Source organism: Roseococcus sp. SDR, from assembly GCF_019083995.1.
GTDB lineage: Bacteria > Pseudomonadota > Alphaproteobacteria > Acetobacterales > Acetobacteraceae > Roseococcus.
Window position 1 is genome coordinate 136282 of sequence record NZ_JAHRCU010000008.1, and the last position, 17457, is coordinate 153738.

The 17457-nt window shown below is 69.7% G+C and carries 19 protein-coding genes; 16 read left to right on the forward strand and 3 right to left on the reverse strand.

Translation table 11 applies throughout. The features are described 5' to 3' along the window. Positions 1-5 precede the first annotated feature (5 nt). On the forward strand, positions 6-3425 hold the full coding sequence (gene dnaE / locus KTR66_RS11240; RefSeq protein ID WP_213612687.1) for a DNA polymerase III subunit alpha: 3420 nt from the start codon (positions 6-8) through the stop codon (positions 3423-3425). 7 nt (positions 3426-3432) lie between these two features. Here dnaE and nhaA read toward each other — a convergent pair whose 3' ends face one another. After that, complete coding sequence (gene nhaA, locus KTR66_RS11245) at positions 3433-4614, reverse strand: Na+/H+ antiporter NhaA (protein ID WP_213612688.1); 1182 nt, start codon at positions 4612-4614, stop codon at positions 3433-3435. Between the two features lie 63 nt (positions 4615-4677). Next, positions 4678-5208, reverse strand: a complete 531-nt coding sequence (locus KTR66_RS11250) for a TIGR00645 family protein (RefSeq protein ID WP_213612689.1) — start codon at positions 5206-5208, stop codon at positions 4678-4680. Between the two features lie 44 nt (positions 5209-5252). Between KTR66_RS11250 and KTR66_RS11255 the strand changes: the two genes are divergently transcribed. The 9 genes from KTR66_RS11255 (at position 5253) to KTR66_RS11295 (ending at position 13015) form a co-directional block, all read left to right on the forward strand. Continuing rightward, positions 5253-5603 carry a RidA family protein gene (locus tag KTR66_RS11255; RefSeq protein WP_213612690.1) on the forward strand — a complete coding sequence of 117 codons (351 nt, stop codon included), beginning with the start codon at positions 5253-5255 and terminating at the stop codon, positions 5601-5603. Continuing rightward, entirely contained in the window at positions 5603-6526 is a 924-nt protein-coding gene (locus tag KTR66_RS11260) for a potassium channel family protein (protein ID WP_213612691.1), read from the forward strand. Before KTR66_RS11255 ends, KTR66_RS11260 begins: the two co-directional genes overlap by 1 nt. 70 nt (positions 6527-6596) lie before the next feature. Next, a complete protein-coding gene (locus tag KTR66_RS11265) occupies positions 6597-7619 on the forward strand; it encodes an NAD-dependent epimerase/dehydratase family protein (protein ID WP_371819093.1) in 1023 nt (340 codons plus the stop codon). A 64-nt stretch (positions 7620-7683) separates the two neighbouring features. After that, on the forward strand, positions 7684-8838 hold the full coding sequence (locus tag KTR66_RS11270) for a DegT/DnrJ/EryC1/StrS family aminotransferase (protein ID WP_371819094.1): 1155 nt from the start codon (positions 7684-7686) through the stop codon (positions 8836-8838). Between the two features lie 8 nt (positions 8839-8846). Continuing rightward, positions 8847-9179: a YnfA family protein gene (locus KTR66_RS11275; RefSeq protein ID WP_213612693.1), complete on the forward strand. Its 333-nt coding sequence runs from the start codon at positions 8847-8849 to the stop codon at positions 9177-9179. A gap of 66 nt (positions 9180-9245) precedes the next feature. Further along, positions 9246-10562 carry an alkaline phosphatase gene (locus KTR66_RS11280; RefSeq protein ID WP_213612694.1) on the forward strand — a complete coding sequence of 439 codons (1317 nt, stop codon included), beginning with the start codon at positions 9246-9248 and terminating at the stop codon, positions 10560-10562. 67 nt (positions 10563-10629) lie between these two features. Then, positions 10630-11397, forward strand: coding sequence for a hypothetical protein (locus KTR66_RS11285; RefSeq protein ID WP_213612695.1), 768 nt, complete (start codon positions 10630-10632; stop codon positions 11395-11397). A gap of 130 nt (positions 11398-11527) precedes the next feature. Continuing rightward, positions 11528-12478 (forward strand): tripartite tricarboxylate transporter substrate binding protein, encoded by a 951-nt coding sequence (locus tag KTR66_RS11290; protein ID WP_213612696.1) that lies wholly within the window; start codon positions 11528-11530, stop codon positions 12476-12478. A gap of 60 nt (positions 12479-12538) precedes the next feature. Beyond that, the gene (locus KTR66_RS11295; RefSeq protein WP_213612697.1) at positions 12539-13015 is read left to right on the forward strand and encodes an MOSC domain-containing protein; all 477 of its coding nucleotides are present in this window, start codon (positions 12539-12541) and stop codon (positions 13013-13015) included. Between the two features lie 63 nt (positions 13016-13078). Here the strand turns inward: KTR66_RS11295 and KTR66_RS11300 are convergent, their stop codons facing one another. Then, a complete protein-coding gene (locus KTR66_RS11300) occupies positions 13079-13471 on the reverse strand; it encodes a metallopeptidase family protein (protein ID WP_213612698.1) in 393 nt (130 codons plus the stop codon). Between the two features lie 41 nt (positions 13472-13512). On the opposite strand from KTR66_RS11300, the gene KTR66_RS11305 reads away from it, so the two are divergent. Genes KTR66_RS11305 through panC form a run of 6 tightly spaced genes read left to right on the forward strand, consistent with a single transcriptional unit; the run spans position 13513 to position 17445 of the window. Further along, the gene (locus KTR66_RS11305) at positions 13513-13800 is read left to right on the forward strand and encodes a 4a-hydroxytetrahydrobiopterin dehydratase (protein WP_213612699.1); all 288 of its coding nucleotides are present in this window, start codon (positions 13513-13515) and stop codon (positions 13798-13800) included. Beyond that, entirely contained in the window at positions 13797-14264 is a 468-nt protein-coding gene (locus tag KTR66_RS11310) for an MmcB family DNA repair protein (RefSeq protein ID WP_371819095.1), read from the forward strand. The genes KTR66_RS11305 and KTR66_RS11310 overlap by 4 nt, the downstream gene beginning before the upstream one ends. 58 nt (positions 14265-14322) lie before the next feature. After that, positions 14323-14631: a c-type cytochrome gene (locus tag KTR66_RS11315; RefSeq protein ID WP_213612700.1), complete on the forward strand. Its 309-nt coding sequence runs from the start codon at positions 14323-14325 to the stop codon at positions 14629-14631. Further along, complete coding sequence (locus KTR66_RS11320) at positions 14628-15188, forward strand: glutathione S-transferase family protein (RefSeq protein WP_213612701.1); 561 nt, start codon at positions 14628-14630, stop codon at positions 15186-15188. Before KTR66_RS11315 ends, KTR66_RS11320 begins: the two co-directional genes overlap by 4 nt. A 2-nt stretch (positions 15189-15190) precedes the next feature. Beyond that, entirely contained in the window at positions 15191-16609 is a 1419-nt protein-coding gene (locus tag KTR66_RS11325; protein WP_213612702.1) for a M20 family metallopeptidase, read from the forward strand. After that, a complete protein-coding gene (panC, locus tag KTR66_RS11330; protein WP_213612703.1) occupies positions 16609-17445 on the forward strand; it encodes a pantoate--beta-alanine ligase in 837 nt (278 codons plus the stop codon). Before KTR66_RS11325 ends, panC begins: the two co-directional genes overlap by 1 nt. Positions 17446-17457 lie beyond the last annotated feature (12 nt).

Sequence of the window (17457 nt, forward strand, 5' to 3'; positions counted from 1 at the left end):
GCGCCATGGCCGATTCCTTCATCCACCTGCACACCCATTCGTCCTATTCGCTGAGCGAGGGCGCCATCAAGGTGGACAAGCTGCCGGGCCTCGCCTTGGCCGCCGGCATGCCGGCCGTGGCGCTGACGGATACGGCGAACCTGTTTGGCGCCCTGGAATTCGCGCAATACGCCTCGGGCAAGGGCATCCAGCCCATCATGGGCTGCCAGCTCTGGCTCTCCCGCGCCGCGACCGGCGAGGAGCGGCCCGAGGCGCTGCGCGCCGGTGCGGATGCGGTGGTCGCACTCGCCATGAACGCGCAGGGGCTGGAGAACCTGCAGCGCCTCTCCTCGCTGGGCTGGCTGGGCGAGGATGTCTCGGGCAAGCCCGCCCTTTCTCTGGAGCAGCTGCTCTCCCACGCGCCTGGCCTGATGCTGCTGACGGGCGGCGATCACGGCCCGCTCTCCCGCCTGTTGGCCGAGGGGCGGCGGGAGGCGGCGGTGCGGCTTCTGAAGGAACTGGGCGAGGCCTATGACGGGCGCCTGGTGGTGGAACTGATGCGCCACCACACGGACCGGCAACAGGCGCTGGAGCCCGGCCTGCTGCGCCTCGCGGATGAGGCCGGCCTGCCGATCGTCGCCACCAATGACGTCTACTTCGCCGAGGAGAAGACGCATGTGGCGCATGACGCGCTGCTCTGCATCGCCGAGGGCCGCCTGGTGGCCGAGCAGAATCGCCGCCGCGTCACGCCGCATCACTGGTTCAAGCCGGCAGATGCCATGCGCGCCCTCTTCGCCGACCTGCCGGAGGCCTGCGACAACACCCTCGCCATCGCGCGCATGTGCGCCGTGATGGCGGAATCGAAGAAGCCCGAGCTGCCGATCTGCCCGAAAGTCCTGCCCGGCCGCACCGAGGCGGAGACGGTGGCCGACATGGCGCGCGAAGGCCTGAAGCGCCGCTTCCCCGACGGCGTGCCCGCCGAGCATGCCGAGCGCCTGGAATACGAGCTCGGCGTCATCGAGCAGATGGGCTTCTCCGGCTACTTCCTGATCGTGGCGGACTTCATCCAATGGGCGAAGCAGCACGATATTCCGGTGGGGCCGGGCCGTGGCTCGGGTGCCGGTTCCGTCGCGGCCTGGGCGCTCTCCATCACGGATCTCGACCCGCTGCGCTTCGGGCTGCTGTTCGAGCGCTTCCTCAATCCCGAACGCGTCTCGATGCCGGACTTCGACATCGATTTCTGCCAGGACCGGCGCGATGAGGTGATCGACTATGTCCGCCGCGAATATGGCGCGGATCGCGTCGCGCAGATCATCACCTTCGGCAAGCTGCAAGCGAAGGCGGCGGTGCGCGATGTGGGGCGCGTGCTGGGCATGCCCTATGGCCAGGTGGACAAGATCGCGAGCCTGATCCCGAACAACCCGGCCAATCCCGTCAGCCTCGCCGATGCCATCAAGGGCGAGCCCAAGCTGCAGGAAATGCAGGAGACGGACGAGGCCATCGCCAAGCTGCTGGACACGGCGCTCCAGGTGGAGGGGCTTTATCGCAACGCCTCCACCCATGCGGCCGGCGTGGTCATCGGCCGCAAGCCGCTGATCGAGATCACCTCGATCTACCGCGACCCGCGCTCGCCCTCGCTCATCACCCAGTACTCGATGAAATATGTCGAGCAGGCGAGCCTGGTGAAGTTCGACTTCCTGGGCCTGAAGACGCTGACGGTGCTGCAGCGCGCGGTGCAGCTGCTCAAGGCACGCGGCATCGAGGTGGACCTCGACAAGCTGCCGCTGGATGACGAGCGCACCTACGCCATGCTGGCCAAGGGCGATGCGGCCGGCGTGTTCCAGTTCGAAGGCCAGGGCATGCGGGACTGCCTGCGCTCCATGCGCCCCGACCGCTTCGAGGACCTGATCGCCGCCGTCTCGCTCTACCGGCCGGGCCCGATGGAGAACATCCCGGCCTATTGCGCCCGCAAGCATGGCGAGAAGTGGGAGGCGCCGCACGCCTCCATCCACCACATCCTGGCCGAGACCTACGGCATCATGGTCTACCAGGAGCAGGTGATGCAGATCGCCCAGGTCATGGCCGGCTATTCGCTGGGCGGCGCCGACCTGCTGCGGCGCGCCATGGGCAAGAAGGACGCTGCCGCGATGGCGAAGCAGCGCGCCATCTTCTGCGAGGGCGCGGCGAAGAACGGCGTGCCGGCCGAGAAGGCGGGCGAGGTCTTCGACCTCATGGAGAAATTCGCCAATTACGGCTTCAACAAATCGCACGCGGCGGCCTACGCCTTGGTCGCCTATCACACGGCCTGGCTGAAGGCGAACCATCCGGTCGCCTTCCTAGCCGCTTCCATGTCGCTCGATCTCGACAAGACGGAGAAGCTCGCCTCGCACATGCAGGAGGCGGCGCGCCTGGGCATCAAGGTGCTGCCGCCCGACATCAACAAGAGCGGCGCCGAATTCACCATCGAGGATCGCGAGGACGGCCCGGCGATCCGCTTCGCGCTCGCCGCCATCAAGCGCGTGGGGCTGCAGGCCATGCGGGATCTCGTGGCCGCGCGCGATGCGCCCTTCACCAGCATCGCGGATTTCGCGGCGCGGGTGGACCCGAAGCTGCTGAACAAGATGCAGCTGGAGAACCTCGCCAAGGCCGGCGCCTTCGACAGCCTGGAGGGCAATCGCGCGCGCCTCGTGGCCGGCGCGGAGACCGTGCTGCGCCGCGCCCAGGCGACGGCCGAGGATCGCGCCAGCAACCAGATCGGCCTCTTCGGCGAGGTGGAGCAGGGGCCGCCCCTGTTGCGCCTGCCGGAGATCCCGGATTGGCCGCAGCTCGACAAGCTCGGCTTCGAGGCGGAGGCGGTCGGCTTCCACCTCTCGGCCCATCCGCTCGACGAGTACAAGGGCGCGCTGCGGCGGCTGGGCGCGACACCCTCCGCCCTGATCGGGGACCGCGCGCGCGCCGGCTCCACCCGCCTGAAGCTCGCCGGTACGGTGAATGCGAAGAAGGAACGCAACACGCGCACCGGCAGCCGCATGGCCTGGATCAGCCTCTCCGACCAGGCGGGCAGCTATGAGGTGACCTTCTTCAGCGAGGTGCTGAACCGCTCCCGCGACATGCTGGAGGAAGGCACGGCGCTGCTCATCACCGCCGAGGCGAAGCTGGAGGGCGAGGCGCTGCGGCTGACCGCCATGGATGTCGAGCGGCTGGACAAGGCGGCGGCCGGCGTGGGGCAGGGGATGCGCATCTTCATCGATGCGGCGACCGCCGTGCCCGATATCCGCGCCATCCTGGAGCGCGACGGCCGAGGCAAGGGGCGCGTCAGCCTGATCCCCCGCCTCGCCCCGGGCCAGGAGGTGGAGGTGACGCTGCCCGGCGGCTGGAACGTCTCGCCGCGCATGATGCAGGCGATGAAGCTGGTCGCCGGCGTCGCCAGCGTGGAAGAGGTCTGAGGCGGCCTCAGCCAGGGCGGGGCTTCGGCGCGGCCAGCACCAGCAGGATCGCGCCGCACAATGCCGAGAGCAGCGAGCCCGCCAGCACGCCGATCTTCACCGCGGCCTGCAGCGCCTCCGACTCGTCGAAGGCGAGCATCCCGATGAAGAGGCTCATGGTGAAACCGATGCCGGCCAGCAGCGCCACGCCATAGATCTGCGCGAAGCTGGCGCGCGCCGGCTTCTCGGCCAGGCCCAGCCGGATGGCGAGCCAGGTGATGCCGAAGACGCCCACCTGCTTGCCGAGGAAGAGGCCCGCCGCGACGCCGATCGGCACCGGCGCCAGCAGCGCGGCCCAGCTCATCCCCGCGAGGGAGACGCCGGCATTGGCGAAGCCGAAGACGGGCACGACCAGGAAGGCCACCCAGGGATGCAGCGCGTGCTCCAGGATGTGCAGCGGAGAATCCGCAGCGTCCGGCGCGGCCGGGGAGGGGGTGAGCGGAATGGTCAGTGCCAGCGCCACGCCGGCCAGCGTCGCGTGCACGCCGGACTTCAGGACCAGGAACCACAGCACGGCGCCGACCAGCAGATAGGGCAGCAGCGCCATCACCTTGAGGCGATTGAGCAGGACCAGCGCCAGCAGCGCCCCACCCGCGAGGCCGAGCCAGAAGAGCGACAACTCCTCCGTGTAGAAGAGCGCGATCACGATCACCGCCAGCAGGTCATCGATGATGGCAACGGCGGTGAGGAAGACCTTCAGCGAAAGCGGCACGCGCTTGCCCAGAAGCGCCAGCACGCCGAGCGCGAAGGCAATGTCGGTCGCGGCTGGAATCGCCCAACCGCGCAGCGTCTCGGGATTGCCGGCGTTGAAGGCGACATAGATCAGTGCCGGCGCCACCATGCCGCCCACGGCGGCCAGGCCCGGCAGGATTCGCTGCGACCAGCGCGAAAGCTGCCCGTCCAGGAACTCGCGCTTGATCTCGAGGCCCACCAGCAGGAAGAACAGCGCCATCAGCGCGTCATTGATCCAGTGGTGGATGCTGAGGCCCGCGACATAGGTCTTGAGCACGGCGAAATAGGCCGGTGCGAGCGCGGAATTCGCGACGATGAGGCCGAGGGCCGCCGCGATCATCAGGGCGATGCCGCCGCTCGCTTCGCCCTTGAGGAAGCTGCGGAAGAGGGAGGGGGGACGCTGCGCCGAAGATGTCATAATGTTCATCTTCTCGACGCCGCGAGGCAGGGTGTCAACGAAAACCGGGGCGCCTCGGTTTCGTCAGCCTTCCTTCGGCTTTGAGCCCTTGGCGATCAGCTTGGTCTGTGCCTGCATCTTGTCGATGAAGGCCAGCACCAGCGCGCCGACCACGAAGCACATGTGGATGATGACGCCCCAGGTCAGCGCCCGGTCATCCAGGCTGTCCACATTCATGAATTTCTGCAGCAGGTGGATCGAGCTGATGGCGATGATGGCGAGGCCCACCTTCAGCTTCAGATTGCCCGGATCGAGGTTGGAGACCCATTCGATCTCGGACTTGCCCTGCTCATTGATCAGGCGGGAGACGAGGCTGTCATAGGAGGAGATGGCCACCATCGCGACGAGCGACGCCACCAGCGCGCTGTCCACGAGGTAGAGGATGCTGAGGAGGATCTGGTTGTCATCCGTCTCGGTCAGGATGGTGGTCGCGAATTTCCAGACCTTGAACCCGAACTTGACGGCATAGGCGGCCAGCGCCACGGCAAGCCCGAGGTAGAAGACCGCCAGGATGTAGCGGCTGGCGATCATCGCACGGTCGAGTAGAGTCTGCATGGCGCGCTATGTGGCTCAACCGGGGCGCGGAAAAAAGGGGTGATGTGATGATCCGACGTCTGGCGGAGGAGGGGCGGCTTTCGGGCGCCGTGGTGCATGGCGGGCTGGTCTGGCTCGCGGGCCAGGTGGCCGATGACGCGACACTGGACGCCGAGGGCCAGACGGCCGATATCCTGGCCCAGATCGACGCCCTGCTGGCCGAGGCCGGGACCAGCAAGGCGAATCTGCTCAGCGTGCAGATCATCCTGCGCGACATCGCGGATGCGCCAGCGATGAACCGCGCCTGGGACGCGTGGCTCGATCGGGGCAACAAGCCCGCGCGCATGACCATCCAGGCGCCGCTGGTGGATCCGGCCTGGCGCGTCGAGATCACCGGGGTCGCGGCGCTGCCCTGATGGAGGTGCCCTCGCCCCGCCGCCGCGCCCTGCTGGCGACGGGGCTGACGCTGGCCTTCATGCTGCTGGTGGCCATGGGCGTCTCCGACCAGGGCTGGATCTTTTCCATCGTCACGCTGCTGATCGCGAGCCTCGCGCTCGGCGGGCTACACTTCATTTTCCCGCATGGGCTGATGTTCGCGCTGGGCGCCGCAAATGGGCTCGCGATCTACGTGAGCCTTTTCGTGGTGATCGGCCAGGCCTCCTTCCCGGCAGCGGCGGCCTGGTCGCGCTCGGTCGCCTTCCTCCTGCCGGTGCTGGCCTTCGTGCTGGCTTGCTGGGCGCGGCGGGACGTGCTGGCCGCCGCCGCCTCGGCCGAGGGCGGCGCGGACCTCCGCCACTTTCCCCGCGCCGTCCGCTGGCTGCTGCCGACGGGCATGATCGGCATCGTCTCGCTCTCCGCACCGATCAACCGGGCCATGCCGGAGTGGCAGACCCTGGCCCTGCTGCTGGCCATGGCCGGCATCGCCATCATCGGCGCCGTCTCGGTCGGCCATATCGTGCGGCTGCTCGTGGATATCTCGGCCATCCTGCGGCGGGTCGGCATGCGGCTGCAGTTCCTCGCCGTGCCGATCGCCACCTATGTCAGCCTCTTCGCGCTGCTCTCGGTCGCCTTCGCCTGCTTCTACCGGATCGCCGATGAGTTCTCGCGGGGCGAGATCTTCATCCTGATGGGCCAGCCGGGGCGGCTCGCCTTCTCGGATGCGCTGCATTTCAGCATCGTCACGCTCTCGACGGTGGGCTATGGCGACATCCAGCCCGCCGATGACGGCATCCGGCTGCTGGCGGCGATCCAGATGATCCTGGGCCAGCTGCTGCTGCTCTTCGGCTTTGCCGAGATCATGCGCAGCCATGGCGGGGGCACACGGGCGACGGATAAATGATACCACGCCGCTGGCGTGATTCCGCCGCAATGCGGGCCATGATGAGGGACGTCGAACACAGGTGGCGAACGTGAGTTCTGGTTTGGGTGATCCGGGCTTCTGGCGCCGGAAGCGGGTTCTGGTGACGGGTGGGGCGGGCTTCCTCGGCAGCAATCTCTGCCATGCCCTGGCGGGTCTCGGCGCGCGCGTCACGGCGCTCGATGCCATGCTGCCCGATGGCGGCGCCAACCCGGCCAATCTCGAAGGGGCCGGCGTCATGCTGGTGCGCGGCGACCTGCGCGACACGGAGCTCGCGACCCTCTGCCAGGGCGTGGACGTGCTGTTCAACATGGCGGCCCAGACCAGCCACATGGGCGGCCAGAAGGACCCGGTCTTCGACATCGCCATCAATGCCGTGGCCCAGGTGCGCCTCGTGCAGGTGATGCGCGAGGCCGCGCCCAAGGCGGCCGTGATCCATGCCTCGACGCGCCAGTTCTACGGGCGCCCGATCAGCCTGCCGGTGAACGAGCTGCACCCGGTGAACCCGCCCGATGCCAATGGCGTCTCCAAATGGGCGGGCGAGCAGTACTGGATGCTGGAGAACCGGGTGCTGGGCCGGCCCGTCGTCTCGCTGAGGCTCACCAATTGCTACGGTCCGCGCCTGCGCATCGCCGATGCGCGGCAGACCTTCCTCGGCATCTGGCTGCGCCGCCTGCTGGAGAATGAGCCCTTCGAGGTCTGGGGCGGCGCGCAGCTGCGCGACCTCGCCTATGTGGATGATGTGACGCGCGCCTTCCTGGTGGCGGCCGAACAGGCCGGCAGCCCCGATGTGGCCGGCCATGTCTTCAACCTGGGCGGTGCGCCGCCCGTCTCCCTGCTCGACCTCGCGCATCTGGTCATCGCGGCCAATGACGGCCAGGGCCGCTTCACCACGCGGGAATTCCCGGCCGACCGCGCGCCGATCGACATCGGCAGCTATCACGCCGATGACCAGGCCTTCCGCGCCGCCACCGGCTGGGCGCCGCAGGTCAGCCTGGAGGAAGGGCTGCGCCGGAGCCTGGACTGGTATCGGGAGCGCATGAGCGACTACATTTTCAGCGACGCGCCGAAATGAGGGCCGCCCGCCCCATCACACCGCCGAAGGCCGCCGGGGCCGAGGCGAACCGCCATCAAGAGCCATGCCGATGAACGCCTCCCCCGCCATCCTCCCCTTCGCCGATCCCGGCGCCGGCTACCGGGCCCTGCAGCCGGAGATCGACGCCGCCGTCGCCCGTGCGCTGGCCTCGGGCTGGTACATCCTAGGCCGCGAGGGCGAGGCCTTCGAGGCGGAATTCGCCGCCTGGCTCGGCGACCAGCCGGGCGCGCCCGCCATGCATGCGGTGGGCTGCGCCAATGGCACGGATGCCATCATGCTCATCCTGCGCGGCATGGGCATCGGCGAGGGCAGCACGGTCGTCACCGTGAGCCACACCGCGGTCGCGACCGTCGCCGCCATCGAGATGGTGGGCGCCACGCCCCTGCTGCTCGACATCGACCCCGACACCTACACCATGGACCCGGATGAGCTGGCCTCGGTCCTGGCGGACCCGCCGCCCGGCCTGCCGCCGATCCGCGCCGTGATTCCGGTGCATATCTACGGGCAGGCGGTGGATCTTGGCCCCATCAAGGCGGCCTGTGACGAGGCGGGCGTCTTCCTCATCGAGGATTGCGCGCAATGCCATGGCGCGATGCTGGGCGGCGCCAAGCTTGGCACCATCGGGCATGCGGCGGCCTTCAGCCTCTATCCGACCAAGAATCTGGGCGCCCTGGGCGATGGCGGCATCCTGGCCACGCCGGACCCGGAGCTTGCGGCGCGGATCGGCGCGATCCGGCAATATGGTTGGAAGCGGCGCTATATCAGTGATCTGCAGGGGGTGAACTCCCGCCTGGACGAGGTGCAGGCCGCCATCCTGCGGGTGAAGCTCCAGCACCTGGACCGGCAGAATGACCGCCGCCGGCAGATCGCCGCCGCCTATGACGCGGCGCTGGCCGGCACGGCGCTGACGCCGCCGGTGCGGCGCGAGGGCGCGCATCACGTCTTCCATCTTTACGTGCTGCGCCACCCGAAGCGCGATGAGTTCATGTTCGCGCTGAAGGCGCGCGGCATCGGCACCGGCATCCATTACCCCATGCCGGTGCACAGCCAGCCCGCCTATGCCGGCCGCGTGCCGCTCGGCCCCGCCAATTGCGCCGAGACGGCGCGCGCGGCGGAGGAGGTGTTCAGCCTGCCCATGTATCCCGAACTGACGGATGAGCAGGTGGCGCGGGTCTGCGAAGCGCTATCGGGCCTCTGACCGCCCCTTTGGGCGCCGGGCTGATCTTCGCGCTGGCGGCGGTCTTCGAGATCGCCGGCTGCTTCGCGTTCTGGGCGGTGCTGCGCCAGGGGGCGTCCGTGCTCTGGCTGCTGCCGGGCGTGGGCGCGCTCATCGCCTTCGCCTGGCTGCTCACGCTGGTTCCGGGCGAGATCGCGGCGGGGCGGGCCTTCGCGGCCTATGGCGGGATCTATGTCGCGGCGACGCTCGCCTGGCTCATGCTGGCGGAAGGGCTGCGGCCGACCGCCTGGGACCTGGCGGGCGTGGCGCTGTGCCTGGTGGGCACGGCGGTGATCCTGCTGGGCGCCGCCCGGCAGGTTTAACGTCGCTGTCGCTGGCCAATCGGGCGGGGCGGCATTACCTCAGGAGCAAACGCCCGGGAGCACCGCATGAACCGCCGCAGCCTCTTCGCCTCCACCGCCGCCCTGGCCTTGGCCGCGCATGGCCCTGCCGCGGCGCAAGGCGCGCCCCGGCCGACCAATGTCATCTTCTTCCATCCTGACGGCTTCGGCGTCGCCGCCTGGGGCGCGGTGCGCATGGTGAGCGTGGGCCCCGATGGCCGGACGGAGTGGGACCGGCTGCCGCACAGCGCCGTCTATCTCGGCCACATGAAGGACGGGCTGACCAGCACCTCGCATGGGGGCGCCACCACCCATGCCTTCGGCCGGCGCGTCCAGGCCGACAGCTTCGGCATGGATGGCGACCAACCGATCCGCGGCCTCTCGGGCTTCGAGGGCTCGATCGCGAAGGAGGCGCTGGCGCGCGGCAAATGGGTCGGCCTCGTGCAGACGGGGGCCGCCTACGAGCCGGGGACGGCGGCCTTCGTCGCCAGCACGCCGCGCCGCAACAACCTCGCCGAGATCACCCGCCTCGTCGTCGAATCCGGCGTGCAGCTGCATCTGGCGGGCGGCGAGCGCTGGTACCTGCCGCGCGGCATGCAGGGCCGCTTCGGCGAGGGGGCGCGCGAGGATGGGCTGAACCTGATCGAGCTGCTGCGCCAGCGCGGCTACACCATCGTCTTCACGAAGGAGGAGCTGGCCGCGGTGCCGGCCGGCACGGAAAAGCTCTGGGGCATCTTCGCGCATGACCACAGCTTCCATGACCGCAACGAGGAAACCCTCGCCCGCGAGAACCTGCCGCACTACGTCCCCAGCGCCCCCAGCATCGCCGAGATGAGCGAGGCGGCGCTGCGCTTCCTCTCCCGCGCGCCGGACGGGTTCTTTCTGGTGGCCGAGGAGGAGGGGACCGACAATTTCGGCAATGTGAACAATGCGGCCGGCGCAATCGAGGCCGGCATCCGCGCGGATGCGGCGATCGGCGTCTTCCGGCGCTTCGTGGCGGCCAACCCGAACACGCTGATGCTCACCACCTGTGACTCCGATGCGGGCGGCATGCAGGTGATCGGCCCCGGGCGGCAGCAGAACGTGATCCGCGAGGGCGCCAACCTGCCCGAGCGCGACCGCAACGGCGCGCCGCTGGATGGCCAGCGCGGCACGGCCACCACCGCCTGGCTCTCCGCGCCCGATCGCAACGGCGTGCGGCATCCTTTCGCCATCGCCTGGTCGACCCTGACCGACGTCTCGGGCGCCATCCTGGTGCGAGCGGTGGGTTTGAACGCCGAGCGGGTGAGCCAGGCCGGGACGATGGACAATGTCGATGTCTATCGCCTGATGTACCGGACGCTGTTCGGGCGTGACCCCGGCTGATTTGTCCGGAGGAGTTGTCGCCGCCCTGGGCCGGGCCTAGATTTTCCGGCGTCCAGGGAGAAAAGCCATGCCCATCGCCGCCTCCGCCGAGGCCGTCCGCCCGACGCGCCGGCCCGTCACCGCCAATGGCGTGCCGATCCACACCACCACCTATATCGGCACCAACTGGACCAACCGCACGGCCGACAGCCCGCCGCCGCCCGCGCCCGGCACCTATTACCCCATGGCCTTCCTGGTGGAGCAGCCGCCCGGTTCCGTCGTGCAGTCGCATTTCCATGCGGCCGACCAGTTCCAGGTGGTGGTGGCCGGCGGCGGCCATCTCGGCCGGCACCCGGTGCGGCCGGTGACGGTGCACTACACCAATGCCCACACCGCCTATGGCCCGATCACGGCGGGCGAGGAGGGGCTGCACTATTTCACGCTGCGCAACGGCTATGACCCGGGCGCCCGCTACGTGGCGCAGGAGGCGGCGGCGCTGAAGGCCATCCCGGGGCGCAGGCCCTGGCAGACCACCACGGCGCCGGTCGAGCCCATGCCCGCCATCGCCGGCCCGGCGCGCGTGGAGGAAATGCTGGAGCCGCGCGCCGATGGGCTCCATGCTGATGGATTGGGCGCCTGGCGCCACATCCTGCCGCCCGGCGCGCGCCTCACGGGGCCGGACCCGGCGGCCGGGAGGGGCCAGTTCTGGGTGGTGACGGCCGGGAGCCTGGACGGCATGCCGCCGCTCTCGCTCGTCTATGTGCATCCCGAGGACGCGGCGCGCGAGGCCGAGGCGGGGGCGGAGGGGGCTGACCTGCTGATCCTGCAATACCCACGGCGGACGGCCGACGCCTGACCCCTGGCGGGCAGCCGGCGCATCATCTTTGGGCAGGGCGCGGCTGGCGTCGCCGCTTTCGTCGCATGCGATGCTGGCGGCCGCGGCCGGGCTGTCCGAGGCTGAGGCCCTGGATGCAAGGGGAATGGGCATGCTGACACGTCGAACCCTGCCGGCCGCCGCGATCCTGCTGGCCGCGCCCGCGCTGCGTGCGCAGACGCGCGTGATCCGTCTGGTCATCCCTTTCGGTGCGGGCGGCATCACAGACCTCGTCGCCCGCATCCTGGCCGAGCGCGCGGCGGCGGAACTGGGTGTCACCATCGTCGCCGAGAACCGGGCCGGGGCGAATGGAAACATCGCGGGCGAGTATGTGGCGCGCGCGGCACCGGATGGCACGACGCTGCTCATGGCCTCGCTCGCCATGTTCTCCGTCAATCCGGTGATCTATCCCCGCATGAGCTATGATCCACTCACGGATTTCGCGCCCGTGGCGCTGGCGGCCAGCACGCCGCATGTGGTGGTGGCGCATCCGGGCAGCGTGCCCGCGGGCTTCGCCGCCATGCTGGCCGCCGCCCGCGCCCGGCCCGAGGGGCTGAGTTGGGGCACGGCGGGGGCGGGGAGCAGCCCGCATCTCACGCAGATCCTGCTGCAGTCTCTGGCCGGGGTCAGCTTCCTGCCGGTTCATTTCCGCAGCGGTGCGGCCAGCGTGCAATCGGTGATCGCGGGGCAGGTCGCGTTGACAGCCGAAGCGACGCCCATCGTCGCCGAGCATGTGCGCGCGGGCACGCTCAGCGCGCTCGCCGTCGCCTCGCCCGAGCGGCTGGCCCTGCTGCCCGATGTGCCGACGGCAACGCAGGCCGGGCTGCCGGGGCTGGAGAATGGCTCCACCTCGGCCATCGTCGCGCCCCGCGGCACGCCCGATGCGGTGCTGGCGCGCCTGGCCGAGGGCTTTCGGGCGGCACTCGCAGCACCGGAGACGCGCGCCCGCCTCAGCCAGCAGGGGACCATCCCGCTGGGCGGCACGGGCGCCGAGTTCACCGGCCTCATCACGCGGGAAGTCACCCGCTGGCGCCCTCTGCTCACCGGCATCCAGCCCGGATAGCGGCGCGCGCGCAACCATGGTCACATCCTGCCAACAGCATCGCCTGATCGGAGAGCTTCCTTGAGCGAATTCACCTGGGCCGGGCGCCTGCTCGCCATCCACATCACCGAGCAGGCCGCGGCCGACATGCAGGAGTTGCGGGAGGCGAAGCTCATCGTCGGCGTCGGCATCGAGGGCGACCGCTACGCCACCGGCCGCGGCACCTACAGCAAGAAGCCACAGCCCGAGCGCCAGGTGACGCTCATCGAGATCGAGACTCTCGAAGCCATCCAACGTGATCACAAGATCGAGCTGCCGCCGCATGAGACGCGCCGCAACCTGCTGACGCGCGGCGTGCCGCTGAACCATCTGGTGGGCAAGGCGTTCCGCGTGGGCGAGGTGGAGCTCTTCGGCGGGCGGCTGAACGTGCCCTGCGTCTATCTCGACAAGCTGTTGGGGAAGCCGCTCTTCGGGCCGCTGACCAACCGCTCCGGGCTGAACTGCGTGATCACGAAGGGCGGCGTGATCCGGCCGGGGGATGCGATCACGCCTCTCTGAGGCCATCAAGCGCCGGGCGCGGCCTCTGCCGCTTCGCTTTGGCCCCCTGGGCGGCCGCTGGTCCTAGTCCTCGTTCTCCAGCCGCTCGATATCCTCGTCCGAGAGGCCGAAATGGTGCCCCACCTCGTGCAGCAGCACGTTGCGGACGAGGCGGAACAGATCCTCCCCCGTCTCGATCCATTCGAGCAGGATGGGCTCGCGGTAGAGCAGGATGGTGTCGGGCTCGGCCGGCGTGTCCTGCGTGGATTTGTGGGTGAGCGGCGTGCCGCGATAGAGGCCGGTCAGCTCCCAGGGGCTTTCCAGGCCGAGCTCGGCCACCACCTCATCCTCCGGGACCTCTTCCACGATGATGGCGGTCCCGCGCACCATGTCGCGCAGCGGGCGGGGGATGGCGGCGAGGGCATCCTCGGCCATCTCCAACAGGTCTTCCAGGCTGGGGGGCGTGGTCGGGCGCATGGGGGCTTGTGCCATGCGGCGGGCGGAAAGGGGAGGGGCGGATGATCGAGCGGCTGGATGAGGGGGCGCGGGCGGAACTGGCCCAGCGCCTGCCGGATTGGGAGATGGTGCCGGGGCGTGACGCCATCCGGCGGCGCTTCCGCTTCCAGGATTTCAGCGCCGCCTGGGGCTTCATGAGCCGCGTCGCGCTGCTGGCGGAGGCGCAGGACCATCACCCCGAATGGTCCAACATCTACAATCGCGTCGACATCATCCTCACCACCCATGACGCAAGCGGGCTTTCGGCACGGGATGTCCGCATGGCCCTGGCCATCGACGCGCTGCTGTGACGCTCGACGCACCCCAGCGGACCTTCGCCGTGACGCGCTCGGCCATGCGCTATTGCCTCGCCTGCGCCTGGTCGCCGCTGGCCGAGGTGCCGCTGCCCGATGGCAGGCGCGCGGACATTCTGGCCCTCCGCCCCGACGGCGGCTTCGTGATCATCGAGGTGAAGTCCTGCGCGCGGGATTTTCTCAGCGACGGCAAGTGGCAGGATTACCGCGACTTCTCCGATGAACTGCACTTCGCGGTGGACCTGGATTTCCCACAGGAGCTGCTGCCCGGCGATGTCGGGCTGCTGGTCTGCGACGGCTATGAGGCGAGCCCCTTGCGCGCGGCGCCTGCCCACCCGCTGGCCCCGGCCAGGCGCCGCGCCCTGCTGCACCGCTTCGCCACGCTTGCCGCCACGCGCTTGGCCACCGTGAACGACCCGGTGGGCCTGGCCGAGCGGCGGTCTGCGCTACGGCTCGACTGAAGCTTCCATTGCCGAGAGGGTCTGGCCAGGACACGATCCGGGCCTGGAGGACTCGGACATGCTCAGATACCTGGTTCCGCTCGCCCTCATGGCCGGGCCGGCCGCCGCGCAACAGCAGCCCATGGCGGGCGAGGGGCTGCGTGTCGCGCGGCAATGGTGCGCCGCCTGCCACGTCATCTCCCGCGACATGCCGCCGCCGGCCGCCGATGCCGCGCCAAGCTTCCCCGGCATCGCCGACCGCGCGAACACGACCGAGACCGGCCTGCGCGCCTTCCTGCAGACGCCGCATGCCAACATGCCCAACTGGCAATTGAGCCGGGCGGAGCTGGACGCGGTGGTGGCCTATATCCTCTCGCTCCGCCGATGATCCTCTACTTCGCGCCGGGCAGCCCCTTCGCGCGCATCATCCGCATCCTGGCGCGCGAGCGCGGCCTGGCGCTGGATGAGGTGGAGACGCCCCTGCGCGACCCCACCGCGCCGCAACTCGCCCACAACCCAGCCGGGCGTGTGCCCGCGCTGCTGGATGGCGGCGCGCTGATCTGCGAGACGCCGCTGATCCTGGCCCATCTGGGCTGGCTGCCGCGCGAGCCGGCGGCGCTTTCCCGCCTCGGCCAGGCTTGCGCCTTCATCGATGGCATCGCGGTCTGGAACCGTGACCTGCGGCGGCCGGAGCATGAGCGCTCGCCGGGCTTCCAGGCGTTGGAGCGGGTGCGGGCCAATCGCATCCTGGATGCGCTGGACCTCGATGCCCACGCGCCGCATTCGGTCGAGGCCGTCGCGCTCGCCTGCGGGCTTGGCTATTGCGACCGGCGGCATACCGTCTTTGCGTGGCGGGAGGGGCGCCAAGCCCTCACCCTGTGGTATGACGCCATGACCGCGCGGCCGGCCTTCGCCGAGACCGTCCCTCCTGTTTCCGGGATTTGACCATGCAGAACACCGAACCCGTCTGGCGCATCGTGGATGAGAAGGCGCAGCCCGCCATCGAGCTGAGCGACCGCGTCTGGGGCATGCCGGAGTTGGCCTATAACGAGCACAAGTCCGCCGCCGAACACACCGCCTACCTCCATGCCGAGGGTTTCCGTGTGACGGAGCAGCTTGCCGGCATCCCAACGGCCATGATGGGCGAGGCGGGCGAGGGCGGCCCGGTCATCGCGATCCTGGGCGAATTCGACGCGCTGCCGGGCCTCTCCAATGAGGCCGGGGTCGCCGAGCACCGCCCCGTGCCGGGCGACGGCAATGGCCATGCCTGCGGCCACAACCTGCTGGGCGCGGCCTCGCTGCTCGCCGCCACCGCGGTGAAGGATTACCTCAAGGCCAACGGCATCGAGGGCCGCGTGCGCTATTACGGCTGCCCGGCCGAGGAGGGTGGTGCGGCCAAGGGCTTCATGGCCCGCGCCGGCCTGTTCGACGATGTGGACATCGCCATCTCCTGGCATCCGGGCAGCTTCGCCTCGGTGAATGAGCCGATCTCGCTGGCCAATACGCGCATCGACTTCACCTTCCATGGCCGCGCCAGCCATGCCGCCGCCTCGCCCCATCTGGGCCGCAGCGCGCTGGATGCCGTCGAGCTCATGTCGGTCGGCGTGAACTATCTGCGCGAGCACATCCCGCAGGAAAGCCGCATCCACTACGCCTATCTCGATGCCGGCGGCGTGGCGCCCAATGTGGTGCAGGCCAAGGCGAAGGTGCGCTACCTGATCCGCGCGGCCGATGTGAAGGCGCTGAACAGCCTGGTGGCGCGCGTGCGCAAGATCGCCGATGGCGCGGCGCTGATGACCGATACGCGCGTCGAGACGCAGGTCATTTCGGCCGTGTCCAACCTGCTCGGCAACACGCCGCTCGAGAAGCTGATGCAGGATGCGCTGGACCGCCTGGGCCCGCCGCCCTTCGACGCCGAGGACCGCCAGCGCGCTGCCGAATTCCAGGCGACGCTCTCGGAGGAGGACATCGCCGCCGCCTTCCGCAAGGTGGGCATGCCGCGCAATGACGACCCGCTGCCGACCAGCATCGTGCCGCTGGATTCCAAGCGCGCGCCGATGATCGGCAGCACGGATGTGGGTGATGTCTCCTGGGTGGTGCCGACGGTGCAGGCGCGCGGTGCGACGCACGCCATCGGCACGCCCCTGCATTCCTGGCAGGCGACGGCGCAGGGCAAGCTGCCGCATGCGCACAAGGGCATGGTGCATGTGGCCAAGGTGATGGCGAGCACGGCGGTCGAGGCGCTCACGAAGCCCGAGATCATCGCCGCCGCCAAGGCCGATCACGCGGCGCGCGCGGGCGGGGCCTATGTCTGCCCGCTGCCGGAAGACGCCAAGCCGCCGATCGGGATGTCGCTGGCCGTCTGATGCTTGTCATTCGGGACGCGGCCGCACTTCGCGCCGCCACCCAGGGTTGGAAGAACCAGGGCGAGCGCATCGCCCTGGTGCCGACCATGGGCTATCTGCATGCGGGCCATCTGGCCCTGGTGGCGCGCGCCCGCGAGCTCGCGCCGCGCGTGATCGCGACCATCTTCGTCAATCCCACGCAATTCGCGCCGCATGAGGATCTCGGCCGCTATCCGCGCGACGAGGCGGGGGACATCGCGAAGCTCGAGGCGGCAGGCTGCGACCTGCTCTTCGCGCCGGATGTCGCGACGGTCTATCCGCCGGGCTTCGCGACCCGCATCACCATGGCCGGGCCCGCGGAGGGGCTGGAGGGCACGCATCGCCCGCAGATGTTCGGCGGCGTGGCGCTGGTCTGCACGCGGCTTTTCGGGCTTTGCGCGGCGGATGTGGCCGTGTTCGGCGAGAAGGATTGGCAGCAGGTGATGGTGGTGCGGCAGGTGGCCCGCGACCTCGCGCTGCCGCTGACCATTGAGACGGTGCCGACGATCCGGGCGGAGGATGGCTTGGCGCTCTCTTCGCGCAACGCCTATCTCGACGCCGAGGCACGGCAGCGGGCGACGGTGCTGCACGCCGCACTTCAGCATGCGGCGACGCGTCTGCGGGCGGGCGCCGGGGCGGAGGAGGCCTGCAGCGAGGCCGAGGCGCGGCTCAGCGAGGCGGGCTTCCGGCAGGTGGATTACGTGGCGCTGCGCCGCGCCGAGGACTTCGCGCAGATGGCGCGGTTGGAGGCGCCGGGGCGGCTGCTGGGCGCCGCTTGGCTCGGCCAGGTGCGGCTGATCGACAACATCCTGGTCTGAGAGCCGCTGCCG